Source organism: Enterobacter sp. ECC_219_Taxon_10 (assembly GCF_058354905.1).
Window position 1 is genome coordinate 1 of sequence record NZ_CM178005.1, and the last position, 26,324, is coordinate 26,324.

Annotated in this window: 22 protein-coding genes and 1 other annotated feature; of the genes, 15 read left to right on the top strand and 7 right to left on the bottom strand. The window is 54.6% G+C overall.

The features are described 5' to 3' along the window. Genes dnaA through gyrB form a run of 4 tightly spaced genes read left to right on the top strand, consistent with a single transcriptional unit; the run spans nucleotide 1 to nucleotide 6,013 of the window. Nucleotides 1-1,395, top strand: coding sequence for a chromosomal replication initiator protein DnaA (gene dnaA / locus AC4ICF_RS00005; RefSeq protein ID WP_032644944.1), 1,395 nt, complete (start codon nucleotides 1-3; stop codon nucleotides 1,393-1,395). A 4-nt stretch (nucleotides 1,396-1,399) separates the two neighbouring features. After that, complete coding sequence (gene dnaN, locus AC4ICF_RS00010) at nucleotides 1,400-2,500, top strand: DNA polymerase III subunit beta (protein ID WP_008500170.1); 1,101 nt, start codon at nucleotides 1,400-1,402, stop codon at nucleotides 2,498-2,500. Further along, nucleotides 2,500-3,573 (top strand): DNA replication/repair protein RecF, encoded by a 1,074-nt coding sequence (recF, locus tag AC4ICF_RS00015; protein WP_163329967.1) that lies wholly within the window; start codon nucleotides 2,500-2,502, stop codon nucleotides 3,571-3,573. Before dnaN ends, recF begins: the two co-directional genes overlap by 1 nt. A 28-nt stretch (nucleotides 3,574-3,601) precedes the next feature. Beyond that, nucleotides 3,602-6,013 (top strand): DNA topoisomerase (ATP-hydrolyzing) subunit B, encoded by a 2,412-nt coding sequence (gene gyrB / locus AC4ICF_RS00020; RefSeq protein WP_116343654.1) that lies wholly within the window; start codon nucleotides 3,602-3,604, stop codon nucleotides 6,011-6,013. Nucleotides 6,014-6,042: 29 nt separating this feature from the next. Here gyrB and AC4ICF_RS00025 read toward each other — a convergent pair whose 3' ends face one another. Then, on the bottom strand, nucleotides 6,043-6,978 hold the full coding sequence (locus AC4ICF_RS00025; RefSeq protein WP_316380821.1) for a LysR family transcriptional regulator: 936 nt from the start codon (nucleotides 6,976-6,978) through the stop codon (nucleotides 6,043-6,045). 109 nt (nucleotides 6,979-7,087) lie between these two features. On the opposite strand from AC4ICF_RS00025, the gene AC4ICF_RS00030 reads away from it, so the two are divergent. Beyond that, nucleotides 7,088-8,113 carry a zinc-dependent alcohol dehydrogenase family protein gene (locus tag AC4ICF_RS00030; protein WP_316380823.1) on the top strand — a complete coding sequence of 342 codons (1,026 nt, stop codon included), beginning with the start codon at nucleotides 7,088-7,090 and terminating at the stop codon, nucleotides 8,111-8,113. 153 nt (nucleotides 8,114-8,266) lie between these two features. Here AC4ICF_RS00030 and AC4ICF_RS00035 read toward each other — a convergent pair whose 3' ends face one another. The 4 genes from AC4ICF_RS00035 to AC4ICF_RS00050 are packed head-to-tail and all read right to left on the bottom strand — an operon-like array spanning nucleotide 8,267 to nucleotide 14,827. After that, a complete protein-coding gene (locus tag AC4ICF_RS00035; RefSeq protein ID WP_316380825.1) occupies nucleotides 8,267-9,418 on the bottom strand; it encodes a Wadjet anti-phage system protein JetD domain-containing protein in 1,152 nt (383 codons plus the stop codon). Beyond that, the gene (locus AC4ICF_RS00040) at nucleotides 9,399-12,779 is read right to left on the bottom strand and encodes an ATP-binding protein (RefSeq protein ID WP_316380826.1); all 3,381 of its coding nucleotides are present in this window, start codon (nucleotides 12,777-12,779) and stop codon (nucleotides 9,399-9,401) included. Before AC4ICF_RS00040 ends, AC4ICF_RS00035 begins: the two co-directional genes overlap by 20 nt. Continuing rightward, nucleotides 12,772-13,377 carry a DUF4194 domain-containing protein gene (locus AC4ICF_RS00045; RefSeq protein ID WP_316380827.1) on the bottom strand — a complete coding sequence of 202 codons (606 nt, stop codon included), beginning with the start codon at nucleotides 13,375-13,377 and terminating at the stop codon, nucleotides 12,772-12,774. Before AC4ICF_RS00045 ends, AC4ICF_RS00040 begins: the two co-directional genes overlap by 8 nt. Next, entirely contained in the window at nucleotides 13,364-14,827 is a 1,464-nt protein-coding gene (locus AC4ICF_RS00050; RefSeq protein ID WP_491466138.1) for a DUF3375 domain-containing protein, read from the bottom strand. Before AC4ICF_RS00050 ends, AC4ICF_RS00045 begins: the two co-directional genes overlap by 14 nt. 164 nt (nucleotides 14,828-14,991) lie before the next feature. Here AC4ICF_RS00050 and yidA point away from each other — a divergent pair, with 164 nt between their 5' ends. The 7 genes from yidA (at nucleotide 14,992) to AC4ICF_RS00085 (ending at nucleotide 22,134) form a co-directional block, all read left to right on the top strand. Next, nucleotides 14,992-15,804: a sugar-phosphatase gene (gene yidA / locus AC4ICF_RS00055; RefSeq protein ID WP_192984751.1), complete on the top strand. Its 813-nt coding sequence runs from the start codon at nucleotides 14,992-14,994 to the stop codon at nucleotides 15,802-15,804. A 226-nt stretch (nucleotides 15,805-16,030) separates the two neighbouring features. After that, the gene (dgoR, locus tag AC4ICF_RS00060; RefSeq protein ID WP_003861109.1) at nucleotides 16,031-16,720 is read left to right on the top strand and encodes a D-galactonate utilization transcriptional regulator DgoR; all 690 of its coding nucleotides are present in this window, start codon (nucleotides 16,031-16,033) and stop codon (nucleotides 16,718-16,720) included. Further along, nucleotides 16,717-17,595, top strand: coding sequence for a 2-dehydro-3-deoxygalactonokinase (locus tag AC4ICF_RS00065; protein WP_316380830.1), 879 nt, complete (start codon nucleotides 16,717-16,719; stop codon nucleotides 17,593-17,595). Before dgoR ends, AC4ICF_RS00065 begins: the two co-directional genes overlap by 4 nt. Further along, complete coding sequence (locus AC4ICF_RS00070) at nucleotides 17,579-18,196, top strand: 2-dehydro-3-deoxy-6-phosphogalactonate aldolase (protein ID WP_116343649.1); 618 nt, start codon at nucleotides 17,579-17,581, stop codon at nucleotides 18,194-18,196. Before AC4ICF_RS00065 ends, AC4ICF_RS00070 begins: the two co-directional genes overlap by 17 nt. After that, on the top strand, nucleotides 18,193-19,341 hold the full coding sequence (gene dgoD / locus AC4ICF_RS00075; protein ID WP_028014940.1) for a galactonate dehydratase: 1,149 nt from the start codon (nucleotides 18,193-18,195) through the stop codon (nucleotides 19,339-19,341). The genes AC4ICF_RS00070 and dgoD overlap by 4 nt, the downstream gene beginning before the upstream one ends. Before the next feature lie 180 nt (nucleotides 19,342-19,521). Beyond that, on the top strand, nucleotides 19,522-20,859 hold the full coding sequence (locus AC4ICF_RS00080) for an MFS transporter (protein ID WP_316380833.1): 1,338 nt from the start codon (nucleotides 19,522-19,524) through the stop codon (nucleotides 20,857-20,859). A 51-nt stretch (nucleotides 20,860-20,910) separates the two neighbouring features. After that, entirely contained in the window at nucleotides 20,911-22,134 is a 1,224-nt protein-coding gene (locus AC4ICF_RS00085) for a YidR family protein (RefSeq protein ID WP_316380834.1), read from the top strand. Nucleotides 22,135-22,136: 2 nt separating this feature from the next. On the opposite strand, the gene AC4ICF_RS00090 is transcribed toward AC4ICF_RS00085, so the two are convergent. Then, complete coding sequence (locus AC4ICF_RS00090; RefSeq protein ID WP_116343645.1) at nucleotides 22,137-22,469, bottom strand: YceK/YidQ family lipoprotein; 333 nt, start codon at nucleotides 22,467-22,469, stop codon at nucleotides 22,137-22,139. A gap of 250 nt (nucleotides 22,470-22,719) precedes the next feature. Then, nucleotides 22,720-22,791: a sequence feature (ROSE (Repression Of Heat Shock gene Expression) occurs in the 5'-region of heat shock genes and acts as an RNA thermometer to modulate expression.), on the top strand. Here AC4ICF_RS00090 and ibpA point away from each other — a divergent pair. From ibpA to AC4ICF_RS00105, 3 genes are all read left to right on the top strand, one after another. Then, nucleotides 22,785-23,195, top strand: a complete 411-nt coding sequence (ibpA, locus tag AC4ICF_RS00095; protein ID WP_116343680.1) for a small heat shock chaperone IbpA — start codon at nucleotides 22,785-22,787, stop codon at nucleotides 23,193-23,195. It overlaps the preceding feature by 7 nt. Before the next feature lie 136 nt (nucleotides 23,196-23,331). Beyond that, nucleotides 23,332-23,760 (top strand): small heat shock chaperone IbpB, encoded by a 429-nt coding sequence (ibpB, locus tag AC4ICF_RS00100; protein WP_116343644.1) that lies wholly within the window; start codon nucleotides 23,332-23,334, stop codon nucleotides 23,758-23,760. A 165-nt stretch (nucleotides 23,761-23,925) separates the two neighbouring features. Further along, nucleotides 23,926-25,587 carry a putative transporter gene (locus AC4ICF_RS00105; RefSeq protein ID WP_316380837.1) on the top strand — a complete coding sequence of 554 codons (1,662 nt, stop codon included), beginning with the start codon at nucleotides 23,926-23,928 and terminating at the stop codon, nucleotides 25,585-25,587. Here the strand turns inward: AC4ICF_RS00105 and AC4ICF_RS00110 are convergent. Further along, the gene (locus tag AC4ICF_RS00110) at nucleotides 25,555-26,301 is read right to left on the bottom strand and encodes a GntR family transcriptional regulator (protein ID WP_024907387.1); all 747 of its coding nucleotides are present in this window, start codon (nucleotides 26,299-26,301) and stop codon (nucleotides 25,555-25,557) included. The two genes, AC4ICF_RS00105 and AC4ICF_RS00110, sit on opposite strands and share 33 nt — an antisense overlap. Nucleotides 26,302-26,324: the final 23 nt, after the last annotated feature.

A 26,324-nucleotide genomic window follows, 5' to 3' on the forward strand; every position in this document is an offset into this window, starting at 1 on the left:
GTGTCACTTTCGCTTTGGCAGCAGTGTCTTGCCCGATTGCAGGATGAGTTACCAGCCACAGAATTCAGTATGTGGATCCGCCCGTTGCAGGCGGAGCTGAGCGATAACACGCTGGCTTTGTATGCGCCAAACCGTTTTGTGCTCGATTGGGTAAGGGACAAATACCTTAATAACATCAATGGTCTGCTGAACGATTTCTGCGGGTCAGATGTCCCACAACTGCGTTTTGAAGTGGGCACAAAGCCGGTCACCCAAACCGTTCGTGAAACCGTAAATGTAGCCGCGCCTGCTCAGGCTGTTCCGGCTCCGGCACCTCGCGTCGCACCCGCTCGTCAGGGCTGGGATAACGTCCCTGCCCCCGCAGAGCCAACCTATCGCTCTAACGTTAACGTGAAACACACGTTCGATAACTTCGTTGAAGGTAAGTCGAACCAGCTGGCGCGCGCGGCGGCCCGTCAGGTTGCGGATAACCCTGGCGGTGCCTACAACCCGCTGTTCCTCTATGGCGGCACGGGTCTCGGTAAAACCCACCTGCTACATGCGGTAGGTAACGGCATTATGGCCCGCAAGCCTAACGCGAAAGTGGTGTATATGCACTCCGAGCGCTTCGTTCAGGACATGGTAAAAGCCCTGCAAAACAATGCGATCGAAGAGTTTAAACGTTACTACCGTTCCGTTGACGCGCTGCTGATCGATGACATCCAGTTCTTTGCCAATAAAGAACGATCGCAGGAAGAATTTTTCCACACCTTCAACGCCCTGCTGGAAGGTAATCAGCAGATCATTTTGACCTCGGATCGTTATCCAAAAGAGATCAACGGCGTTGAAGATCGTCTGAAATCCCGCTTCGGCTGGGGCCTGACCGTGGCGATCGAGCCACCGGAGCTGGAAACCCGCGTTGCGATCCTGATGAAGAAAGCCGATGAGAACGACATTCGCCTGCCGGGTGAAGTGGCGTTCTTCATTGCCAAGCGTCTGCGCTCCAACGTGCGTGAGCTGGAAGGGGCGCTGAACCGCGTTATCGCCAATGCCAACTTTACCGGTCGTGCGATCACCATCGATTTTGTGCGTGAAGCGCTGCGTGATTTGCTGGCATTGCAGGAAAAACTGGTCACTATCGACAATATTCAAAAGACGGTGGCCGAGTACTACAAGATTAAAGTGGCAGATTTACTGTCTAAACGTCGTTCCCGCTCGGTGGCGCGTCCGCGTCAGATGGCGATGGCGCTGGCAAAGGAGTTAACCAACCACAGTCTGCCGGAAATCGGCGATGCGTTTGGTGGCCGTGACCATACGACCGTGCTGCACGCTTGTCGCAAGATTGAGCAGTTACGCGAAGAAAGCCACGACATAAAAGAAGATTTTTCCAATCTAATCAGAACATTATCATCGTGACGCTATGAAATTTACCGTTGAACGTGAACATTTATTAAAACCGCTGCAACAGGTGAGTGGCCCATTAGGCGGCCGCCCAACGCTGCCTATTCTCGGAAACCTGCTGCTTCAGGTCGCGGACGGTACGCTGTCGCTGACCGGTACAGATCTGGAAATGGAAATGATCGCGCGCGTTACGCTGACGCAGCCGCACGACGCGGGCGCGACCACGGTTCCGGCACGTAAATTCTTTGATATCTGCCGCGGGCTGCCGGAAGGCGCTGAAATCGCCGTGCAGCTGGAAGGCGACCGCATGCTGGTGCGCTCTGGCCGCAGCCGTTTCTCACTCTCCACGCTGCCAGCTGCAGACTTCCCGAACCTGGACGACTGGCAGAGTGAAGTGGAATTCACCCTGCCGCAGGCGACGATGAAGCGTCTGATTGAAGCCACGCAGTTCTCCATGGCGCATCAGGACGTTCGTTACTACTTAAACGGCATGCTGTTCGAAACCGAAGGTGAAGAGCTGCGTACCGTGGCTACCGACGGCCACCGTCTGGCGGTCTGTTCTATGCCGATTGGCGACTCACTGCCAAACCATTCGGTGATCGTGCCGCGTAAAGGGGTGATTGAGCTGATGCGTATGCTCGACGGTGGCGACACGCCGCTGCGCGTGCAGATCGGCAGCAACAACATCCGCGCGCACGTGGGCGATTTTGTTTTCACATCGAAGCTGGTTGACGGCCGTTTCCCGGATTATCGCCGCGTGTTGCCGAAAAACCCGGACAAAACGCTGGAAGCGGGCTGCGATAGCCTCAAGCAGGCGTTTGCCCGTGCCGCGATCCTCTCTAACGAGAAATTCCGCGGCGTGCGCCTTTACGTGAGTGAAAACCAGATCAAAATCACCGCTAATAACCCGGAGCAGGAAGAGGCAGAAGAGATTCTGGACGTCACCTACGCCGGGGCTGAGATGGAAATCGGCTTTAACGTCAGCTACGTGCTGGATGTGCTCAATGCACTGAAATGCGAGAACGTGCGCATCCTGCTGACCGACTCCGTTTCGAGCGTACAGATTGAAGATGCCGCATCACAGTCGGCTGCTTATGTTGTCATGCCAATGAGACTGTAATGTCGCTCACCCGTCTGTTGATCCGCGACTTTCGCAATATCGAAAGCGCGGATCTCGCTTTATCCCCCGGCTTTAACTTCCTGGTTGGCGCGAACGGCAGCGGCAAAACCAGCGTGCTGGAAGCCATCTATACGCTCGGCCACGGTCGGGCGTTTCGCAGTTTGCAGATTGGTCGCGTCATTCGCCACGAGCAGGAATCCTTTGTTCTGCACGGACGTTTGCAGGGCGCAGAGCGGGAAACCGCCATCGGCCTGACCAAAGACAAGCAGGGCGACAGCAAGGTGCGCATCGACGGCACCGACGGCCACAAAGTGGCGGAGCTGGCGCTGCTGATGCCGATGCAGCTGATTACGCCGGAGGGGTTTACTTTACTCAACGGCGGCCCCAAATACAGAAGAGCGTTCCTCGACTGGGGATGCTTTCACAACGAAGCCGGTTTCTTTAACGCCTGGAGCAACCTGAAGCGTCTGCTCAAGCAGCGTAACGCCGCGTTGCGCCAGGTTACCCGTTACGCCCAGCTGCGTCCATGGGACATGGAGTTAATCCCTCTCGCGGAACAAATCAGCAACTGGCGTGCCGAATACAGCGCGGGTATCGCCGAAGACATGGCCGACACCTGCAAACAGTTTTTACCCGAGTTCTCTCTCACCTTCTCCTTCCAGCGCGGCTGGGAGAAAGAGACGGATTATGCCGAGGTGTTAGAGAGAAGCTTCGAGCGCGACCGCATGTTGACCTACACCGCGCACGGCCCGCACAAGGCGGATTTTCGCATTCGTGCCGACGGTGCGCCGGTGGAAGATACGCTGTCGCGCGGGCAGCTCAAGCTCCTGATGTGCGCGCTGCGCCTGGCGCAAGGGGAGTTCCTCACCCGCGAGAGCGGGCGGCGCTGCCTGTACCTGATAGATGATTTTGCCTCGGAACTTGACGACGCGCGGCGCGGGCTGCTTGCCAGCCGCTTAAAAGCCACGCAGTCGCAGGTTTTCGTCAGCGCCATAAGCGCTGAACACGTTATGGACATGTCGGACGAAAATTCGAAGATGTTTACCGTGGAAAAGGGTAAAATAACGGATTAACCCAAGTTGAAATGAGCGAGAAACGTTGATGTCGAATTCTTATGACTCCTCCAGTATCAAAGTCCTGAAAGGGCTGGATGCGGTGCGTAAGCGCCCGGGTATGTATATCGGCGACACGGATGACGGCACCGGTCTGCACCACATGGTATTCGAGGTGGTAGATAACGCTATCGACGAAGCGCTCGCGGGTCACTGTAAAGACATCGTGGTCACCATCCATGCGGACAACTCCGTCTCCGTCACCGATGATGGCCGTGGCATCCCAACCGGTATTCACCCGGAAGAGGGCGTATCCGCTGCGGAAGTGATCATGACCGTTCTGCACGCAGGCGGTAAGTTCGACGATAACTCCTATAAAGTTTCCGGCGGTCTGCACGGTGTAGGCGTTTCCGTAGTTAACGCCCTGTCGCAGAAGCTGGAGCTGGTCATCCAGCGCGAAGGCAAAATTCACCGTCAGATTTACCAGCACGGCGTGCCTGAAGCCCCGCTGGCCGTTACCGGCGATACCGACAAAACCGGTACCATGGTGCGTTTCTGGCCGAGCCTCGAAACCTTCACTAACGTCACCGAATTCGAGTACGACATTCTGGCGAAACGCCTGCGTGAACTGTCGTTCCTGAACTCCGGCGTATCGATTCGCCTGCGCGACAAGCGTGACAACAAAGAAGACCACTTCCACTACGAAGGCGGTATCAAGGCGTTCGTTGAGTATCTGAACAAGAACAAAACGCCAATTCACCCGAATATCTTCTACTTCTCCACCGAAAAAGACGGTATCGGCGTGGAAGTGGCGCTGCAGTGGAACGATGGTTTCCAGGAAAACATCTACTGCTTCACCAACAACATTCCACAGCGTGACGGCGGTACTCACCTTGCGGGCTTCCGCGCGGCGATGACCCGTACCCTGAACGCCTACATGGACAAAGAAGGCTACAGCAAAAAAGCGAAAGTCAGCGCCACCGGTGACGACGCCCGTGAAGGCCTGATTGCCGTTGTTTCCGTGAAGGTGCCGGATCCGAAGTTCTCCTCACAGACCAAAGACAAGCTGGTCTCTTCCGAGGTGAAATCAGCGGTTGAGCAGCAGATGAACGAACTGCTGAGCGAGTACCTGCTGGAAAACCCGAACGACGCGAAAATCGTTGTGGGCAAAATTATCGATGCGGCGCGTGCCCGTGAAGCGGCGCGTAAAGCCCGTGAGATGACCCGTCGTAAAGGCGCGCTGGACTTAGCGGGCCTGCCGGGCAAGCTGGCTGACTGTCAGGAACGCGACCCGGCGCTGTCCGAACTGTACCTTGTGGAAGGGGACTCCGCGGGCGGTTCTGCGAAGCAGGGCCGTAACCGTAAAAACCAGGCGATTCTGCCGCTGAAGGGTAAAATCCTCAACGTTGAGAAAGCGCGCTTCGACAAGATGCTCTCTTCCCAGGAAGTGGCGACGCTCATCACCGCGCTGGGCTGCGGCATTGGCCGCGATGAGTACAACCCGGACAAGCTTCGCTATCACAGCATCATCATCATGACCGATGCGGACGTCGACGGCTCGCACATCCGTACGCTGCTGTTGACCTTCTTCTATCGTCAGATGCCTGAAATCGTTGAGCGTGGCCACGTCTACATTGCACAGCCGCCGCTGTACAAGGTGAAAAAAGGCAAGCAGGAACAGTACATCAAAGATGACGATGCGATGGATCAGTACCAAATCGCGATCGCCCTTGACGGTGCAACCCTGCACGCGAACTCCAGCGCTCCGGCACTGGCAGGCGAGCCGCTGGAGCGTCTGGTCTCCGAGTTCAACGCCACGCAGAAAATGATTGGCCGTATGGAGCGCCGTTATCCAAAAGCGCTGCTGAAGGAGCTGGTCTATCAGCCGACCCTGACCGAAGCCGATCTGAGCAACGAGCAGACCGTGACGCGCTGGGTGAACGCTCTGGTGAGCGAGCTGAACGAGAAAGAACAGCACGGTAGCCAGTGGAAGTTCGACGTTCAGCAGAATGCGGCACAGCAGTTTGAGCCTATCGTTCGCGTCCGTACCCACGGCGTCGACACCGACTATCCGCTGGAGCACGAATTTGTGACCGGTCCGGAATACCGTCGTATCTGCACCCTCGGCGAGAAGCTGCGCGGCCTGATCGAAGACGATGCGTTCATCGAACGTGGCGAGCGTCGTCAGCCGGTAGCCAGCTTCGAGCAGGCGCTGGAATGGCTGGTGAAAGAGTCCCGTCGCGGTCTGTCTATCCAGCGTTATAAAGGTCTGGGCGAAATGAACCCGGATCAGCTGTGGGAAACCACCATGGATCCGGAAAGCCGTCGCATGCTGCGCGTCACCGTGAAAGACGCGATTGCTGCGGACCAGCTGTTCACCACTCTGATGGGTGACGCGGTTGAACCGCGTCGTGCCTTCATCGAAGAGAACGCGCTGAAAGCGGCGAATATCGATATCTAATGCCGTTACACTGCGATAAAAGCCGCGCTTCAGCGCGGCTTTTTTATGGGCGCAGGAAGGTCCAGCGACATCACAGCCGGTAAACGGCTCGCCAGCGTATCTACAGCAATTCTAACCCTCAGCGGCAGATGAGGCGTCAGCTGCCAGACGGCATGAACGTTGAAGTGAACATCCGGCGCCTGCTTCAGGAGCGGGACGAGTTTTCCCTGATGAATTTCTTTGATGACCATCCAGCAGGGCAACCAGGCAATGCCGTGCCCGGCCAGCGCAGCGTCGCAAATAGCCTGCAAATCATCCATGTTTAGCGACGAACGGGGAGTAAAGGTGCGAGACGTTCCTTCGTCATCCATCAGCTGCCAGGACAACACTCTGCCTGCGCTCAAATAGTTAATCGCCGTATGCTGGGGTAAATCATCAACGCGTTGTGGCTGGCCTTTCTTCTGCAGGTAATCCGGCGCGGCGCACAGCACCATGCGGTGTTCTCCCAGCTTTCTGGCCACCAGCACGCTGCTGTCCTGAAGCGTGCCGTTACGTACCGCCATATCAAACCCTTCCTCGACCAGATCCACCACGCGGTCGCTGAATGACATTTCCAGTTCAAGCCCGGGGTGTTCCTGCGCCAGCGCGATCAGCAGCGGGGCGACGCACTGACGGCCAAACAGTACCGGCATGGCAACGCGCAGGCGGCCACTGACCTGCTGTTTCCCGGTTTCAAGTAGCGATTCCGCGCCACGGATTTCCTCCAGCGCGCGCAGGCAGCGTTCATAAAAAAGGGCGCCGTTATCGGTCAGCCTCTGGCTGCGGGTGGTGCGGTGAAAAAGACGAACTCCCAACCGCTGTTCGAGGCGAGCGATGCCTTTTCCTACCGCCGAGCGTGACAAATGCAGACGAATGGCGGCCTGCGCAAAACTTCCCGCCTCAACGGCGGCCACAAAAACAGGAATATCCTTCAGCGTATCGGACATAGATTGTCTCTATTCTGGCGTCAATAAAGGGAAAACTTATCGCCACTGGAGAATATGAGTCAACGGTAGACTGTCATTACTGAAGCTTATCTGATGGCAGGAGAAAAAAATGACAGAGACAATGCAGCGCTGGTCAATGAACGCCCTCGGGCGCGAGAATCTTAAACTCGTTCATGAACCGGTTCCCCAGCCAGGCCCGGGTGAAGTGCGCGTTCGGGTAAATGCCGTTGCGCTCAACTACCGCGATAAAATGGTCATTGAAGGCACAATGCCGATCCCGCTTTCCTTCCCGTTTACCCCGGCGTCTGACATGGCCGGCGTAGTGGACAGCATTGGTGAAGGCGTTACGCGCTTCAAACCCGGCGCGCGCGTCATCTCAACCTTCTTCCCGGAGTGGATCGACGGTAAGCCGCAGGCGGACGCGCGCAATCTGCCCTATAAAACGTCCGGCGGATACTTCCAGGGAATGCTCGCCGAGTATGTGATTGTGAAGGAAGACGCGCTGGTGGCCTCTCCTGAGACTCTGGATGACGCCGAGGCTAGCACGCTGCCCTGCGCAGGGCTTACCGCCTGGTTTGCGCTGGTGGAACGCGGCCAGCTGCGCGCCGGGCAATCGGTGCTGGTGCAGGGGACGGGCGGCGTGGCGATTTTCGCCCTGCAAATTGCAAAAGCGCACGGCGCAGAGGTGTTTGTCACCTCCGGAAGCGATGAAAAACTGGCGCAGGCCAAAAAACTGGGGGCTAATCAGGGCATCAACCGTCTGAAGGGCGACTGGGCTGAAAATACGCTGGCGCTCACGCAGGATCGCGGCATCGACCATATTATCGAAACCGTAGGTGGGGAGAACCTGAAGCATTCCCTGCGCGCCGTTGCCGTTCACGGGCGTATCTCCGTCATTGGCGTGCTGGCCGGGACTGACATTTCGCTGCCTGCTGGCGAGCTGCTGCTTAAATCCCCCGTCATTCAGGGGATTGGCGTGGGGCACCGTCGGGCGCTGGAAGATTTTGTCCGCGCTGTTGACGTCACGGGACTGAAGCCGGTGATTGAGCATCACTACCGTTTTAACGAGCTTGAACAGGCCCTTGAACATCTGGATCGCGGCGCATTCGGTAAAATCGTTCTCACCCGCGAGTAAGTCGTCGTTCCCCGGAATAAGCGTAAAAGGGCTTAATCGCGTAAGCATTAAGCAGCACTCATTTATCCCGGGGATCTCATGGCCATCAAACTCATCTCTGTCGATATGGATGGCACTGACTACCCTGTCCCCGGACTGTACACAGGGAGACAGTTAGGATGATGGGCATAATTTCTCCAGAGCCTGCTGTATCACAGCTATCGAAATATATTCCTGTTCCAGACGTATATTCTTACCGAAGTGATTATGCACTAGCGCCTGATAAAGCTGCTGCTCCTGTTCTGTAAGGTGAAGCAGTAACCGTAAGCATGGCTTGTCTTCTTCTACCCATGAAGCCCGGTGCATTAGCAGGGTGTTTTCATCCATCAAAAAACTTTGGGTATGGGGGTAAAGCTGACGGAACTGGCTCAGTATCGCAAAGCCATGGGTGTCAATATCTCCCCAGTAATAGAGCTTGTGACGACAAAGCCAGCGGGCTGATGACAACATGTCAAAGCCGTATCCTCGTCCGAAAACCGCCATACTTCCTGCTGGCCCAGAAAAGGTCAAAAAATTGATTTCATTTTCAATCACAAACACGCTGGTTACGGGTAAAGACAGCGAGGCGAATTCATGGCTATCAATTTCCCGGTCCTGACTGGCAAAGCGATATCTGACGCGTTGGGGTTTTTCGCGAAAACCAAAGCGGCGATTAAACTGCAGAACACCGCGCGCCATCGGATCAATGGTTTCTGGCGGTAGGGTCAGATCCAGTAATTCCGTTAAGATGCCCCTGTGTTGCTCAATAAACTTACTGTTGATGTCAGGGAGATCGAGTTGGCGTAAGTAGATGTTCGGGCGAGGATTTAACTGTAACCAGCCGATAATCGCCAGCAGCTTCGTCCAGTCTTGCTCCAGCACGCGTAAGGGATATTTTATTAACCAACTGCGCAGGGCGGGCTGAGCGACAACAATGTGCTGGAACAGATGCAGATAGCGCTCGGACGTTTTACGCAAGCCAAGAATTTTTACAGCATCAAAGGCCGAATTCACCCAAATTTTTGCCGGCAGTCGATTCACGCCAATTACGCGATGCCTGACTTCCCGCCACTCAAGGTGATAGCCTTTTTCTGCAATCGGAGTCAACAAGCTGATCCACTGGCGAACTTCATTAAACCGTGAAGAGAGGTCGTCTGAGGTCGGTTTTTTACAGATCAACTGCCGCGGGAAATAGCCGCTATCCTCCACCAGCTCACGCAAAAGCACCCCTTTTTCCCACAGTTTCTGTAACTGTTTTTTCAGCGCCTCAGGCGTTGTCCAGCTCATGTTTTTTCTCTGCTTTTTCCTTCTGATAGACGTCAATACTGATGTTGCGCAGACGAGAAATCTTCCCGGCCTCGTTGTGCACAAACCCTACATTGGCGACATACGGTTCGATAATATGGATTTTTTGCAATGGCGTGACTATCAGTAATTGCAGATTTAAGCGCTTAAAGAGCTCCAGACCATACTCCGCGGATTCATCTGAACCCCGGCCAAACGCCTCATCAATCACGACGAAGCGGAACGAACGCGAGCGTTTTTCACCCCACTCAAGGCCAAACTGATAAACCAGGCTGGCGGCAAGAATGGTATAGGCCAGTTTCTCTTTCTGACCGCCGGATTTACCGCCGGAATCCGAATAATGGTCATGTTCTGTATCATCTTCTCGCCAGCGTTCGGAAGCTGAGAAAATGAACCAGTTACGCACATCTGTCACCTTAGTGGTCCAGCGTTTGTCCTGATCGCTTAATCCTTCCCGGCCCCGGAAGCGTTCAATAATACGTTTGACCTGCAAAAATTTGTCTTCTGAATACTGCTCATCTTCTGAGCCTGTCAATGCACCCTCTGTGCAGACGCGTAGTTCATTCTGAAAATCACGAATATCTGCATCAGCGCTGAGTTGAGCCACCAGTGAAATATAGCGTCCAGAGTTGTAATCAATGGGGACCAGAGAATCATTAATTTTCTCGATACGCTCTTTGATGGTCTCTCTTTCACGGTTGAGATGGCTCTGAAAACTGGCGATATCATTAATGGTGTTTTCATTTAGCAACTGCTTAAAGCGAGCCTCGAAGCGGGGGAGGTCGTCAGCCTGCAATGCGTTTAGCATCTGACGATATTCATGGGCGGATTCAATACTTGCGTCTATCTCCTGCGTCTCAAGCGGATACAGATGATTATACCCCGTCATGCTGTTGATAATTTTGTCACGGGATCGGCCAATTTTTTTATCTTCGCTATCGATTTTAACCTGCAACCAACTGCGCATCTCCTGCTGGCAATTATCACAAGACTCGACGCTGATTTGCCTGCCTGGGAGAGCCTCTTCACGCCATTGCTCTAATTGAGGATAATAGCGAGGCAAGTTCTGCTCATTTGCTGTGATTTGCACAACTTGCGCTTCCTGTAAGCTCTCCTCTGCGCGATCGATCTTTTCCTGCGTGCGCCCGCGTAAATCGATTTTATCCGCATGGGTTGTCTCCAGCGTCTGGATTTCCGTCAGGATCTCATTCAGTCGTTGGTTTAACACCGTCAGGCGATCGGAGGTTGCTTCAAGTTCGCGTTTTTCAATTTCCAGCCTGGCAATTTCCTGCGCCAGCGGCTGCCAGTTCATGGCCTGATAATCGTTATGTTCACCGAGGCGATTGTAAATATCGCGTTGTTGTTGCAGGTTTTTGAGTTTTATATCAACTGAGATTATCTCTTTTCCGAGTTCTGCTAGCTCTTGCTCCAGCTCCCCTGCCTGTTTTTCCAGTACGGCGATTTTCTCCAGGTTGCTCCATCCCAGAATATAGCGACTGCGGTCATTAATATTATGACGGTCATCTTTTTCGTGGCGGTCGTTTGGGGATTTTATCTGGCCGCTACGGGTAATCGCCTTAGTTTCACGACGAAACTGCTCCAGCGTGTCGCAACAGATATGGTTAAATTGTTGTAGCCGTCTTTCCAGCCAGTCATACCAGAGAGTATCGGGCTTTATTTGCAGTTTTTCGCTAATCGCGCCAGGAAGCGGGGATAAAGCAGCATGATGCATACCAGCATTTACCCTGAAATAACTTAAACGGCCATTGAGATGGTTATTTTCAACCCAATGTGATACTTGGGGGTAGTGCTCGTCAGAAACCAGAATGGAGAGACCAAAGCCATGCAAAAGCCGTTCTGCAGCCCCTTCCCAGGCTTTTTCCTCTTCACGTATGGCGATCAACTCGCCAACAAAGGGAAGCTGTTCTTCGTGGAGACCGAGCGCCTCACAGATAGCTGCGCGCAGCGTAATTTGCCGGGCATCAATATTGCTACGCCGTGAACGAAGATTTTTTATTTCAGCGCTTAGTTGCTGGTGTGTTTCACGTTTACAGGTAAAGTTGAAATGTAACTCGTGTTTTTGCTGCTGCAACTCGGCTTCGCGGTCGGTAAGCTCGTCAGCATGAATTTGCAAAAGCTGGCGTGTCGCCAGCCATTCATCATGATCTTTAACCGCTGAGAGATTAACTTTGCCTAATAGCGCGTTATAATTTTCCGCCGCCTTCAGACGACGATTTTTCTCCTGCTCGTGATGGCTGATGTTCAGTCGCAATTGTTCCAATCGATCGCCGCCATTAGCGGCAATATCGGCGCGTAACTGCCTTTCCTGGCTTCGTTTTTCGTGTAATTGTTCAGCCGTAACCGTAAGCGTATTTTGATATCGCTGTAGTTCCTCGTTGAGGTTAAGCAGCCGTTTTTCGAGCAGTATTTGCTTCAAACTGGCAAACCAGCCTGCGAGGGCATCACGGCAGACGCGCATGGTTTCTGTTTCCTGAATCAGCAGGGCATGCCTGTCACACTCATCAACAAGCGGCCTTAATTGGTCAACCTGGCGACGTGCTTTCAGTATCGACTCATGGGCGCGATTAAGATCGTCAAAATGTTCAATCAGATGCTTAATTCGCTGGGCCACATCAAACGGTTCCAGCATATGGCTACGGACGAAATCAGTGAGATTACCGACTGATTTCATCGAGACGGTCTGATGAAACAGCTCCAGTGCCTGTTCGTTGTTTATGCCGAAGCGGCGACGGAACCAGGTGCCGTAAGGTGGGAATGAATCAAATATCTCGGCGCCGTTTTTTCTGAGTTTTTTCCGCAGATTATTAATATCGGAACCGAAACCGGAAAAATCTTGTGCGATAGAGAGTTCATTATCTGTAGCCACGTAAAAAGCGACCGGTTTTCCTGCGGGTTCTTTTAACGAAAATACCTGTGCCAGAGTAATGGTTTGACCAAAACCTTCATTACGAAAAACACCAAGAATAACGGAATAATTTCGATGATCACGGAGTGCGACGGGTTTTCCCCCCATACTGTTTTCCAGTCGCTCTGATTTGTAGTACCCCAGCACATACGATCGGAGCGAGCGTTCCTTATTCTCCGCTCCAGCGGCTTTGTTGTAGGCAATACGATGAGATGGCACCAATAATGTGGTTATCGCATCAACAAGGGTTGATTTTCCGGAACCAATATCGCCTGTGAGAAGGGCATTTTTTCCCTCTAAGTTAAAGGTCCAGACCTGGTTGTTAAATGTACCCCAGTTAAAAATATCCAGGCGTACGAGGCGAAAACCGGCAGATGATTCGTCGCTGCTAAAATCGAGTTCCAGTGCATTAGTCATTATTTTCTTCCTTGAGATGTTGTCTATAGGCCTGCAAGCGCGTATCAAAATCAGATAACCACTGAGCATCGACAAACGCTTTCAAAATACGTCGAACTTCCCAGGTTTGATTTTGGTTACGTAGAGGGCGTAAGAAACCCATTTCAACGATTCTATTGATATGACGGCCAATCTGATCGACCAGACGAGCTTCGTTGGTGCTTTCAGCCATGAAGACACGCAGTAAATCAACTATCTGTTCTTGAGTAAGAATCAAACGTGTTTCGCTACCGCTGGCGTCGAATTCCGCCATCTTTTTGCGTAACAGAGCCAGTAAGAGGCTCACGGGAAACGAAAGCGGTCGTCGGGAAATAAGGCGAGCAGCGGTCTCATCATCGGCATTATCAGAATCTGAACGCAAAAAAGCGTAACCTTCAGCTTCGTCCAGATGAAGTTCCAGATTCATTACCCGACAGTAATCTCGAATCTGAATTTGTAAACGCAGTAACGCTCCCCACAGATGAGGATCGTTTTCCCGGTAAATAACTCCTTTTAGCAATGAGATGATGAGCGTTGAAAGCGCGCTATCCGGTGAAAATGGGGCATCATTCTGTTCCATTAATTATCTCCTGTGCTCGGGTAAAAATGACGGTGTTAATGCGCGCCATTTTTTCTTCACCCGTTGCGGTAAACCAATTGATGCTTTCATTGCTGCTTTCATCAAACGTTGCGGTAGCGGACTCGCTGGCGAGTTGGATGTAGGTGACCAGTTCAGCAAGGCCTTGCTGCAAGGGATACAGGGATACCAATTCATTCAACGTGATTTGGGACCGGGTTTGTAGTTCTTTGCGAATATTGCGTAATAAGCGAGCTTTATCGACGGTGACTTGCGAGAAAAGAATATTAATATCTATTGATTCATCACCCTGCTCAAGTACCTGCTGAATTATTTTGGCTTTAACGGGAGGGGTGTAAAGCGGGCGTTCGCAGGGCAACATTATCTGTGGCTGAGCATGACTGATATCCATTATATCGCCTTCCGGCGGCGCAGTTTTTAAGGCGATGGCATGATGTTCAATATTATGCAAAATTTCCATAATCCGCTTATTTTCAAGCCAAGCCTGATCGTCAAGGAAACGTCGTAATTGTTGTGAGAGCTGCGCAACGGTGCGTTGCGTATGTTCCCCGGCTTCAAGCCAGTCATAGTGAATACGCTTGATGCGAGAATCGGGCTGTGTTTCGGCAATAGCGTCAAGGGAAAGTAACTTTTCCAGCAATCGAGAGAACTCTTCCTGTCTCGATTGTGACATCAGAAAGTCCCAAAATGCGCGAAAACTCCGCCCTTGATCAGATTCCGTGATGGCATCGCGCTCATCCAGCACTTGTGTTAACAGACCACCTTTAGCCCCGTTCCATAAGGCAATTCGCTCGCGAACATTGCGATCGAGTTGACGGAAATTATGCTCAACTTGTCGGAAGTCTGAGAGTAATTCACGCGATAATTGTACAATTTGCTGGAAACGCTCTTTTTGCGCGGTGCTGTCAAGCAGCGACAGTTTGCCGTTGCGGATAGCCATTATCTCTGCATCTATTTCGTTACGCTGTTGCTCAAGTACCTGAATACGCAGTTCAGGATTATGTTCACTGCTGGAGATCACTTGTTTGAGCAACTCAAACAATGTGACCAGTCTGGATTCCGTACCGATAAAAGAGGAATCACCCAGCTTATCCAGCCAGCTTAATGCCTTTTCTGTTGCGGGTGTCAGATCGAACCAAGGGCGGTCATCCCCCGGGGGATAAAATTTACGTAACCAGCCGCGCTCTGGCGCTGCCCAGTCGTTCAGATAATCCCGTGCAGCACGAGGATAAAACTCATCTCCGTATTGCTGGCGTAAGACATAAAGCGTGTCTTCGAGTTTTTCTGTCAATGCTTCCTGCGTAATGCTACGGGCGTTTGGTAATGCAAAAGCGTGCCAGAGAAAGCTGGCAATAAGCGCGGCGGAATCTGCACGTAGTAATTTCCATGCAGGGTGGTTTGTGCGCATGGTATCTAGAGTGCCAAAATCCATAAATGCGCATCTCCCGAAAATATAAGGTTATTTTCTATCTTATCTTGTTTATCTTCCGCCAAAAAAGAGGTGCAGATCGCATTGCTACAATCCTCTTTTAATCTGCTGTTTTTTGAGCCGGATCGCGTTAGCATGAGGCAGCACTCATTTATCCCGGGGAACTCATGGCTATCAAACTTATTGCAATCGATATGGACGGCACGCTGCTGCTGCCAGACCACACTATCTCTCCAGCCGTTAAAAATGCGATCGCGGCCGCACGCGCAAAGGGTGTGAATGTGGTTCTGACCACGGGGCGTCCGTATGCGGGCGTTCACAGCTACCTGAAAGAGCTGCACATGAATCAGCCGGGTGATTACTGCATCACTTATAACGGCGCGCTGGTGCAGAAAGCCGCAGATGGCAGTACGGTGGCGCAAACCGCGCTGAACTATGACGACTACCTGTTCCTGGAAAAACTGTCCCGTGAAGTGGGCTCCCACTTCCACGCGCTCGATCGCAATACGCTCTACACCGCCAACCGCGATATCAGCTACTACACGGTACATGAATCCTACGTTGCGACCATTCCGCTGGTGTTCTGTGAAGCCGAGAAAATGGACCCGGCGACGCAGTTCCTGAAGGTGATGATGATCGACGAGCCGGAGATCCTGGATAAAGCCATCGCGCGCATTCCGGCCGAGGTAAAAGAGAAGTACACCGTGCTGAAAAGTGCGCCGTATTTCCTCGAAATCCTCGATAAACGCGTCAATAAGGGTACCGGTGTGAAATCGCTCGCTGATACGTTGGGCATCAAACCTGAAGAGATCATGGCGCTCGGCGACCAGGAGAACGACATCGCGATGATTGAATTCGCGGGTGTGGGCGTGGCGATGGATAACGCTATTCCGTCGGTGAAAGAAGTGGCTAATTTCGTCACCAAATCCAACCTGGAAGACGGCGTTGCCTACGCCATCGAGAAGTTTGTGCTGCAGTAACGCTTATTTTCAATCATCAGCCTCGGTTATCAACCGGGGCTTTTTTTTGCGCTGAATTTATCCAATTGTTCTTTTTGTGATCTGGATTGTAGTACAACATTAATTGATTGTACTACATTGTCACCACGGCAAAGACGAACTCTCTCACGTTTGTACTGCAAAAGTGAGGTGAAATTCAGCGGTCGCGGTAAAGTAGTGATGGACATACAGAGCACAAGGACTCTCCATGACTCTCAATAAAACCGATCGCATTGTTATCACGCTGGGCACCCAGATTGTGGGCGGTAAATACGTTCCCGGTTCGCCGCTCCCCGCAGAGGCTGAACTGTGCGAGGAGTTTGAAACCTCGCGCAACATCATCCGGGAAGTGTTCCGCTCGCTGATGGCGAAGCGGCTGATTGAAATGAAGCGCTATCGCGGCGCGTTTGTTGCCCCGCGCAACCAGTGGAACTACCTCGATACCGACGTGCTGCAGTGGGTGCTGGAAAACGACTACGACCCGCGGCTTATCGGCGCGATGAGTGAAGTTCGAAACCTGGTAGAGCCGGCAATTGCGCGCTGGGCGGCGGAACGCGCGACCTCCGGTGATTTGGCCCAGATTGAATCGGCTTTAAACGACATGATCGCCAATAACCAGAACCGGGAGGCGTTCAACGAGGCGGACATTCGCTATCACGAAGCGGTGCTGCAGTCGGTGCATAACCCGGTATTACAGCAGCTTAGCGTGGCGATCAGCTCGCTACAGCGAGCGGTATTTGAACGTACCTGGATGGGTGATGAGGCCAACATGCCAAAAACGCTCCAGGAACATAAAGCGCTGTTCGATGCGATACGGCATCAGGACGGCGATGCGGCAGAGCAGGCGGCGCTTACCATGATTGCCAGCTCGACACGAAGGCTGAAGGAAATCACATGACATCTCGCTACATCGCAATTGACTGGGGATCGACCAATCTGCGCGCCTGGCTATACCAGGGCGAGCAGTGCCTGGAGAGCAGGCAATCAGAAGCAGGCGTGACGCGCCTGAACGGTAAATCCCCCGAGGCGGTGTTAGCAGAGATCACACAAAACTGGCGCGATGGCGCCACGCCGGTGGTCATGGCGGGTATGGTCGGCAGTAACGTAGGCTGGAAAATTGCACCTTATCTGCCGGTTCCCGCCCGTTTCTCCGCTATTGGTGAGCAGTTAACGTCCGTTGGCGACAATATCTGGATTATTCCCGGTTTGAGCGTCTCTCGCGACGATAACCGCAACGTGATGCGCGGCGAAGAGACGCAGCTGCTTGGCGCGCGCACGCTTTCTCCTTCTTCTGTCTACGTTATGCCCGGGACGCACTGCAAGTGGGTCCAGGCCGACGCTGAGCAAATCCACGATTTTCGCACCGTAATGACCGGCGAGCTGCACCATTTGCTGCTCAACCATTCGCTGGTCGGGGCCGGTTTACCTGAGCAGGAATCCTCGTCAGAGGCGTTTACCGCCGGGCTTGAACGTGGGATCGCCTCCCCTGATGTTTTGCCGCAGCTTTTTGAGGTTCGCGCCTCGCACGTGCTGGGACTTCTCCCGCGCGAGCAGGTCAGCGAGTTTCTCTCCGGCCTGCTGATTGGCGCTGAGGTCGCCAGCATGCGTGAGTTCATCGCGCACGAGCAGACCATTACGATTGTCGCAGGCGCATCGCTAACGTCGCGCTACGAACAGGCATTTCGCGCCGTTGGGCGTGATGTTTCGACGGTATCCGGCGACACGGCATTTCAGGCAGGAATAAGGAGCATCGCTCATGCAGTGGCAAACTGATCTTCCCCTTATCGCGATTTTGCGCGGCATCACGCCCGATGAGGTGTTAGACCACGTCGGCGCGGTTATCGACGCCGGGTTCGACGCGGTAGAAATCCCGCTCAACTCGCCCGAGTGGGAAAAAAGCATTCCGGCCGTGGTGGAGGCCTTCGGCGATAAGGCGCTGATTGGCGCAGGTACCGTGTTACAGCCTGAGCAGGTCGATCGGCTGGCAAAGATGGGCTGCAGGCTTATCGTCACACCCAATATTCAGCCTGAGGTGATCCGCCGCGCGGTGGGTTACGGCATGACAGTCTGCCCGGGCTGCGCCACCGCCACAGAAGCCTTTACTGCCCTTGATGCGGGCGCGCAGTCGCTCAAAATTTTCCCGTCATCGGCTTTTGGACCGGACTACATCAAGGCGTTGAAAGCGGTATTGCCCGCCAGCGTGCCGGTCTTTGCCGTGGGCGGCGTAACGCCAGAAAACCTGGGCCAGTGGATGAGCGCTGGCTGTGTGGGCGCAGGGCTGGGCAGCGATCTTTATCGTGCCGGACAGTCCGTGGAACGTACCGCACAGCAGGCGGCAGCATTTGTGAAAGCGTATCGAGAGGCAGTGAAATGAAAATAACCAAACTCACCACGTACCGTTTACCCCCGCGCTGGATGTTCCTGAAAATCGAAACCGATGAAGGGGTTGTAGGCTGGGGCGAACCGGTGATTGAAGGGCGCGCGCGCACCGTTGAAGCGGCAGTACACGAGCTGGGCGAATACCTGATTGGTCAGGATCCGGCGCGCATTAACGACCTCTGGCAGGTGATGTACCGCGCGGGCTTCTACCGCGGTGGTCCGATCCTGATGAGCGCCATCGCCGGTATCGACCAGGCGCTGTGGGATATCAAAGGTAAAGTGCTTAACGCGCCGGTCTGGCAGCTTATGGGCGGCCTGGTGCGCGACAAAATCAAAGCCTACAGCTGGGTCGGTGGCGACCGTCCGGCGGAAGTGATCGACGGCATCACGCAGCTGCGCAACATCGGCTTTGACACCTTCAAGCTCAACGGCTGCGAAGAGATGGGCGTTATCGACAATTCGCGTGCGGTAGACCGGGCGGTCAATACCGTGGCGCAAATTCGTGAAGCCTTCGGCAACGAGATTGAGTTTGGCCTGGATTTCCACGGCCGCGTCAGCGCGCCGATGGCCAAAGTGCTGATTAAAGAGCTGGAGCCTTATCGCCCGCTGTTTATCGAAGAGCCGGTGCTGGCCGAGCAGGCGGAGTACTATCCGAAGCTGGCTGAACAGACCCACATTCCTATCGCGGCGGGTGAACGTATGTTCTCGCGCTTCGAGTTTAAACGCGTGCTTGAAGCGGGCGGGATTGCGATCCTGCAGCCTGATCTCTCTCATGCGGGCGGCATCACCGAATGCTACAAAATTGCCGGGATGGCAGAAGCTTACGACGTGGCGCTGGCACCGCACTGCCCGCTCGGCCCAATCGCGCTGGCGGCCTGCCTGCACGTCGACTTCGTCTCCCGCAATGCGGTGTTCCAGGAACAGAGCATGGGGATTCACTATAACAAGGGCGCGGAACTGCTCGATTTTGTGAAAAATAAAGAAGACTTCTGCATGGAAGGCGGTTTCTTTAAACCGCTAACGAAGCCGGGCCTTGGCGTGGAAATTGACGAAGCTAAAGTCATTGAGCTGAGTAAGAATGCGCCGGACTGGCGAAACCCGCTGTGGCGTCATGAGGACGGCAGCGTAGCCGAATGGTAAATGCGCGTCATACTTCGCGCTGGTGATGCGTTGGCTGCGTTTTCTTACCCCGGTCACATACTTTTGTATGCTCCCGGGGATGCGAAAACTTGCCGCCTTCCCCCAGCACGAATTATTTAGCGCATTCTGTTTACGTTTTTAATTAAAAAAACCAAATACACCCTCTGTAAATTACAGGGCATGGTGAGCGGCTTCGCTATGCCCAAAATCTGGAGACAGATTGCGATGGATATTCCAGTTACCGCTACAAAAACCGGGCGTCGCCGCTACCTGACGCTGATTATGATCTTTATTACCGTGGTCATTTGCTATGTCGACCGCGCCAACCTTGCCGTGGCATCGGCCCATATTCAGGAAGAGTTTGGCATCACCAAAGCGGAAATGGGCTACGTCTTCTCGGCGTTTGCCTGGCTGTATACCTTATGCCAGATCCCCGGCGGCTGGTTTCTTGACCGCGTGGGTTCACGTCTGACCTACTTTATCGCCATATTAGGCTGGTCCGTGGCGACCCTGTTCCAGGGCTTCGCCACCGGGCTGATGTCGCTGATTGGCCTGCGTGCCATCACCGGGGTTTTCGAAGCGCCCGCGTTTCCGACCAACAACCGTATGGTGACCAGCTGGTTCCCGGAACACGAGCGTGCGTCCGCCGTTGGTTTTTACACTTCCGGGCAGTTTGTCGGCCTGGCGTTCCTGACGCCGCTGCTGATCTGGATCCAGGAGCTGCTGAGTTGGCACTGGGTGTTCATCGTCACCGGCGGGATTGGCATTATCTGGTCGCTTATCTGGTTCAAGGTCTACCAGCCGCCGCGTCTGACCGAAAGTATCACCAGGGCCGAGCTGGATTACATCCGCGACGGTGGCGGTCTGGTGGATGGTGATGCGCCGGTGAAAAAAGAGGCGCGCCAGCCGCTGACCAAAGCGGACTGGAAGCTGGTCTTCCACCGTAAGCTGGTTGGCGTTTATCTGGGCCAGTTCGCGGTTACTTCTACGCTGTGGTTCTTCCTCACCTGGTTCCCGAACTACCTGACCCAGGAAAAGGGGATCGCGGCGCTGAAGGCGGGCTTTATGACCACCGTGCCGTTCCTCGCCGCATTTTTCGGCGTGCTGCTCTCCGGCTGGCTGGCCGATAAGCTGGTGAAAAAAGGGTACTCGCTGGGCGTGGCGCGTAAAACGCCGATTATCTGCGGCTTGCTGATCTCAACCTGCATCATGGGTGCCAACTACACCAACGATCCAGTGTGGATTATGGCCCTGATGGCGGTGGCGTTCTTTGGTAACGGTTTCGCCTCTATCACCTGGTCGCTGGTGTCGTCCCTTGCGCCGATGCGGCTGATTGGCCTGACCGGCGGCGTGTTCAACTTTGTCGGCGGACTGGGCGGGATCACCGTACCGCTGGTCATCGGCTACCTGGCGCAGGACTACGGCTTCGGCCCGGCGTTGGTCTACATCTCTGCCGTAGCGCTGATCGGGGCACTCTCCTACATCCTGCTGGTGGGCGATGTGAAACGTGTAGGCTAATCCCTGCGGATGTTTTACCCTGATGCACTCACCGTGCATCAGGGTATCCTCATGAAACAAATCACCTTCGCCTCCCGCAACCACCAGCTCACCAACATCAATACCTGGACGCCGGACAGCCGGTGGCTGGTCTACGACGTACGTCCGTCAGGCGCGTCCTTCACCGGCGAAACCATTGAGCGGGTCAATGTCGCTACGGGTGAGGTGGAGGTGGTCTATCGCGCCACTGACGGCGCGCATGTTGGCGTGGTGACCGTTCATCCGGCAGAGGATAAATACGTCTTTATCCACGGCCCGAAAAATCCGGATGCAGGCTGGCGCTACGATTTTCATCATCGTCAGGGGGTGATCGCGCATAACGGTCAGGTCAGCAATCTGGACGCGCTGGATATCACTGTCCCTTACACCGCAGGCGCGCTGCGCGGTGGCAGCCACGTGCACGTCTTCAGCCCAAACGGGCAGTTCGTCAGCTTCACCTATAACGACCATGTTTTACATGAGCGCGATCCAAAGCTCGATTTACGCAATGTCGGCGTGGCGGCGCCTTTCGGCCCGGTGAACCCGCAGGGGAACCATCCGCGTGAATATTCTGGCACGTTCTGGAGCGTGCTGGTCAGCCGCACGACGCCCGACCCGCAGCCGGGCAGCGATGAAATCAACCGCGCCTATGAAGAGGGCTGGGTGGGCAACAACAGGCTGGCGTTTATCGGTGATACCCTGTCCGCGCAGGGCGAAAAAGTGCCTGAACTGTTTATTGTTAACCTGCCAGAAGACGAGCAGGGCTGGAAACAAGCGGGCGATGCGCCGCTGCAGGGAACGCCAGACACCCTGCCAGCGCCGCCTGCCGGGGTGATGCAGCGTCGTTTGACCTTTACGCATAAGAGGGCGTATCCAGGCCTGGTGAACGTGCCGCGTCACTGGGTTCGCAGTAATCCGCAGGAGACGCAGATCGCGTTTCTGATGCGGGATGATAACGGCATTGTGCAGCTGTGGCTGATCTCTCCTGAGGGCGGCGAGCCGCGCCAGTTAACCCATACGGAGAGCGGGATTCAGTCTGCGTTTAACTGGCACCCTTCCGGGAACATGCTGGGATTTGTGCTTGAAAACCGGATCGCCTGCTGCGACGCGCAGAGCGGAAAGGTAACGTTTTTGACGTCCGATCACGGCAACCCGCCGTCTGCTGATGCCGTCGTGTTTTCCCCGGACGGGCGCTTTATTGCATGGATGGAAGAGACGGGCGGTTTCCGCCAGCTGTGGCTAACGGAAACCGCTTAGGACTAGCGCGGGGGCATTGCAGCGGGCGGGATGACGGAATTGGTCGCCAGATTTTCCTGCTCGCTTTTCTCAACGCGTGAGCGCACGGAATTGTCCGTGCGGAACATGTCCCACGGCAGCAGCAGCGTATCGGCGACTGCCGTGAAAGGCATATCCAGGATAACCAGGGATTTGGTGCCCCAGTTGGTATCGTCATCGGAGATCATCGCCGCGCTGGCGCGCGTCCCCGGATATGTTCCTTCTTTACCGCCGGTGTGAGACATCACGCTCGAACACCCGCAAAGCAAAACTACCCCGCTGAACGCCGTCAGCTTTATCAGAACATTTTTCATCATCACTCAGTCATCGTTAATGGCACTGCATAGACCTGCAACTCAGGGTTATAGCGAGCCTTATCCGAAATGAATAGCCCGATAACCCCGCACTGTGGCAGCCATCGCAATTTAACCCTTTGTGCTGTTGTCCCAGAGTCTATGCGACAACCAGCAAAGTGCAAAAAAATCTCACAACAATACGCTTGAAAAGCCCGATTCCAGACCCATTTTAAGAATGTGGCCCGATAACGAGCACGCCTGATGGGTGTTCGGGGGCGCAAAGGCCTGTCCATGGTGGAAGGCTATAATTTCTCGCTGATTTCAGGAGTTTTATTTATGCGTAACTTCGATCTTTCTCCGCTATACCGTTCTGCAATTGGTTTTGATCGCCTGTTTAACCATTTAGAAAATAACCAAAGCCAGAGCAACGGCTACCCTCCATACAATGTTGAGCTGGTTGACGAAAACCACTACCGCATCGCCATTGCCGTCGCCGGTTTTGCAGAACACGAACTGGAGATCACCGCGCAGGACAACCTGCTGGTGGTGAAAGGTTCCCATACGGCCGAGCAGAAAGAACGTACCTACCTTTATCAGGGCATCGCCGAGCGCAACTTTGAACGCAAGTTCCAGTTAGCTGAAAACATTCACGTTAAAGGCGCGAACCTGGTCAACGGCCTGCTATTTATCGAACTGGAACGTGTGATTCCGGAAGAGAAAAAACCGCGTCGTATCGAAATTAACTAATTACGCGGGTCGCGTAAGCGGCCCACCCGGACTTGCTTGCCGTAACGGGAGCATATGCGAATCCATCAGGATTTGCAGGAACAACTGCGCACAAAATTAAACTGTGCCGAACTCGCTTCTCAGAAGGAGATTTAGTATGCGTAACTATGATTTATCCCCCCTGCTGCGTCAGTGGATTGGTTTTGACAAGCTGGCTAATGCCCTGCAAAGTACCACCGAGCAACAGACGTTTCCGCCGTACAACATCGAAAAAAGCGACGATAACCACTATCGCATTACCCTTGCGCTGGCCGGTTTCCGCCAGGACGATCTGGACATCCAGCTTGAAGGCACTCGCCTGACCGTGAAGGGGTCGCCGGAAAAACAAGAGACCGAGACCCGGTGGCTGCATCAGGGGCTGGTTAATCAGCCGTTTAGCCTGAGCTTTACCCTGGCAGACCATATGGAAGTGTCCGGTGCGACGTTTACTAACGGGCTGTTGAATATCGACCTGATCCGTAACGTACCGGAAGCCATCGCGCCGCAGCGTATCGCCATTAGCGAGCGCCCGGCGTTGAATAGCTAATAGTGTGCGGGCTGATGCCCTCACCCCGGCCCTCTCCCACAAGGAGAGGGTGAAAAGATAAAGCCCTGCCCCGGCAGGGCTTTTTTGTGCGCCATCGCCCATACAACCGCCCCCGGCTCTGAGAGAATCCTTAGCATAACTAAGGTTATGCCAAGGAAGTGGATCATGAGTGATATCGCGTTAACCGTAAGCGTGTTGGCCCTGGTCGCTGTTGTTGGCCTGTGGATAGGGAATATCAAAATCCGCGGCGTCGGGTTTGGGATAGGCGGGGTGCTGTTTGGCGGCATTTTTGTTGGACACTTCGCCGACAAGCTCGGGCTGGTTCTCAGCGCCGAAATGCTCCACTTTACTCAGGAGTTCGGCCTGATCCTCTTCGTCTACACCATCGGGATTCAGGTAGGGCCGGGCTTTTTCGCTTCCCTGCGCGTCTCCGGGCTACGGCTAAACCTGTTTGCCCTCGGCATTGTGGTAATGGGTGGGCTGGTCACCGCGATCCTGCACAAAATCTTTGCTATCCCGCTGCCCGTGGTGCTGGGCATTTTCTCCGGGGCGGTCACCAACACGCCGGCGCTCGGTGCCGGGCAGCAAATCCTGCGCGATTTGGGCATTGAGTCCGGCATTGTCGACCAAATGGGGATGAGCTACGCCATGGCCTATCCGTTTGGGATTTGCGGCATTTTGCTCTCTATGTGGCTGGTACGCGTCCTGTTTCGCATTAACGTCGAAACAGAGGCAAAAGATCACGAAACCACGCTTACCAACGGCCATATGCCGATCAAAACCATCAACATTCGCGTCGATAACCCCAACCTGAACAATATGGCGATTCAGGACGTACCGATCCTGAACAGCGCCAATATCATCTGCTCCCGCCTTAAGCGTGACGATATGCTGATGGTGCCTGCACCTGGCACCGTCATTCGGCAAGGCGATCTGCTGCACCTGGTCGGCCAGCCGGGGGATTTAAATAACGCGCGGCTGGTGATTGGTCAGGAAGTGGATACCTCGCTCTCAACCCGCGGCACCGATATGCGCGTGGAGCGCGTAGTGGTGACTAACGAGCACGTTCTGGGCAAAAAAATTCGCGATCTGCAGGTAAAAGAGCGCTATGACGTGGTGATCTCTCGACTTAACCGTGCAGGTGTCGAACTGGTCGCCAGCCCGGAGGCCAGCCTGCAGTTCGGTGATATCCTCAACCTGGTTGGGCGCCCGTCGTCCATCGACGCCGTGGCGGATATGGTGGGTAACGCCCAGCAGAAACTGCAGCAGGTGCAGATGCTGCCGGTGTTTATCGGTATCGGGCTCGGCGTGCTGCTCGGTTCTATTCCTGTGTACGTGCCGGGCTTCCCGGTGGCGCTCAAGCTCGGCCTGGCGGGCGGGCCGCTGATTATGGCGCTGATCCTCGGGCGTATCGGCTGTATCGGGAAGCTCTACTGGTTTATGCCGCCGAGCGCCAACCTGGCGCTGCGCGAGCTGGGCATCGTGCTGTTCCTGGCGGTGGTTGGCCTGAAATCCGGCGGGGATTTTGTCGATACCCTGGTCAAGGGCGAAGGGATGAGCTGGGTCGGCTACGGCATCTTCATCACGGCGATCCCGCTGCTGACGGTGGCAATCCTGGCGCGGATGTTCGCCAAAATGAACTACCTGACGCTTTGCGGCATGCTGGCGGGCTCCATGACCGATCCGCCCGCGCTGGCCTTTGCCAACAACCTGCACGCCACCAGCGGCGCGGCCGCGCTCTCCTATGCCACCGTCTACCCGCTGGTGATGTTTCTGCGCATCATCACCCCGCAGCTACTGGCGGTGCTGTTCTGGGGGATGGGCTAGCAGATCGTCCGGGTGGATGCGCCGCAGATGGTAGTCCACCTGGTAATCACTGGTATTTCGGAACATCACGGAATAATTGAGGAACTCGCCGCTGTCGCTGTAGGAAAGAGAGGTAATGCGCAGCAGCGGCGTCTGTTCCGGCAGGTTCATATAACCGGCCAGCGTTTTATCTGCCAGCACCGGCGTCAGGCTTTCGTAGTTGCCGCTGATGGTGATCCCGCACTCCTTCTCGATGTAATCGAACTTAGACCCCTCAAGATGCGCCAGCGACAGGTTGCGGAATAGCTTCACCGGCATAAAGCTGTCCTCCAGCATCAGCGGCTTCCCGTCCACGTAGCGTACCCGCCGTGAAAAGTAGATCCGCTCATCCACCTGAATCCGAAGCTGGCTGGCGATGGCGGGCGGGGCGGGCATCACTTCGAACTGCAGCACCTTGCTCTGCACCTCTTTTCCCTGCTGACGCAGCACCTCCACCAGCCCGGTCAGGTTGGTGGTTTCGTGATGTACGTCTTTGCGTGAGACAAACGTTCCGCTGCCGTGCCGCCGCTCAACCAGCCCCCAGCTCACAAGCAGGTCTAACGCTTTTCGAATGGTCATTCGCGCCACGCCGAACTCCTGCGCCAGCGCTTTTTCTCCGGGCAGCGGGCTGCCGATGTTGTAGTCCGACGAGTTCAGCCGCAGCCGCAACCTGTCGGCAATAGATTTGTAGATCACCACCAGACCTCTCTGCCCTTATC

Excerpts from the sequence above, each read along its gene's own strand:
- dnaN (WP_008500170.1), top strand. The coding sequence starts at position 1,400 with ATGAAATTTACCGTTGAACGTGAACATTTATTAAAACCGCTGCAACAG.
- recF (WP_163329967.1), top strand. The coding sequence starts at position 2,500 with ATGTCGCTCACCCGTCTGTTGATCCGCGACTTTCGCAATATCGAAAGC.
- gyrB (WP_116343654.1), top strand. The coding sequence starts at position 3,602 with ATGTCGAATTCTTATGACTCCTCCAGTATCAAAGTCCTGAAAGGGCTG.
- AC4ICF_RS00025 (WP_316380821.1), bottom strand. The coding sequence starts at position 6,978 with ATGTCCGATACGCTGAAGGATATTCCTGTTTTTGTGGCCGCCGTTGAG.
- AC4ICF_RS00030 (WP_316380823.1), top strand. The coding sequence starts at position 7,088 with ATGACAGAGACAATGCAGCGCTGGTCAATGAACGCCCTCGGGCGCGAG.
- AC4ICF_RS00035 (WP_316380825.1), bottom strand. The coding sequence starts at position 9,418 with ATGAGCTGGACAACGCCTGAGGCGCTGAAAAAACAGTTACAGAAACTG.
- AC4ICF_RS00040 (WP_316380826.1), bottom strand. The coding sequence starts at position 12,779 with ATGACTAATGCACTGGAACTCGATTTTAGCAGCGACGAATCATCTGCC.
- AC4ICF_RS00045 (WP_316380827.1), bottom strand. The coding sequence starts at position 13,377 with ATGGAACAGAATGATGCCCCATTTTCACCGGATAGCGCGCTTTCAACG.
- AC4ICF_RS00050 (WP_491466138.1), bottom strand. The coding sequence starts at position 14,827 with ATGGATTTTGGCACTCTAGATACCATGCGCACAAACCACCCTGCATGG.
- yidA (WP_192984751.1), top strand. The coding sequence starts at position 14,992 with ATGGCTATCAAACTTATTGCAATCGATATGGACGGCACGCTGCTGCTG.
- dgoR (WP_003861109.1), top strand. The coding sequence starts at position 16,031 with ATGACTCTCAATAAAACCGATCGCATTGTTATCACGCTGGGCACCCAG.
- AC4ICF_RS00065 (WP_316380830.1), top strand. The coding sequence starts at position 16,717 with ATGACATCTCGCTACATCGCAATTGACTGGGGATCGACCAATCTGCGC.
- AC4ICF_RS00070 (WP_116343649.1), top strand. The coding sequence starts at position 17,579 with ATGCAGTGGCAAACTGATCTTCCCCTTATCGCGATTTTGCGCGGCATC.
- dgoD (WP_028014940.1), top strand. The coding sequence starts at position 18,193 with ATGAAAATAACCAAACTCACCACGTACCGTTTACCCCCGCGCTGGATG.
- AC4ICF_RS00080 (WP_316380833.1), top strand. The coding sequence starts at position 19,522 with ATGGTGAGCGGCTTCGCTATGCCCAAAATCTGGAGACAGATTGCGATG.
- AC4ICF_RS00085 (WP_316380834.1), top strand. The coding sequence starts at position 20,911 with ATGAAACAAATCACCTTCGCCTCCCGCAACCACCAGCTCACCAACATC.
- AC4ICF_RS00090 (WP_116343645.1), bottom strand. The coding sequence starts at position 22,469 with ATGATGAAAAATGTTCTGATAAAGCTGACGGCGTTCAGCGGGGTAGTT.
- ibpA (WP_116343680.1), top strand. The coding sequence starts at position 22,785 with ATGCGTAACTTCGATCTTTCTCCGCTATACCGTTCTGCAATTGGTTTT.
- ibpB (WP_116343644.1), top strand. The coding sequence starts at position 23,332 with ATGCGTAACTATGATTTATCCCCCCTGCTGCGTCAGTGGATTGGTTTT.
- AC4ICF_RS00105 (WP_316380837.1), top strand. The coding sequence starts at position 23,926 with ATGAGTGATATCGCGTTAACCGTAAGCGTGTTGGCCCTGGTCGCTGTT.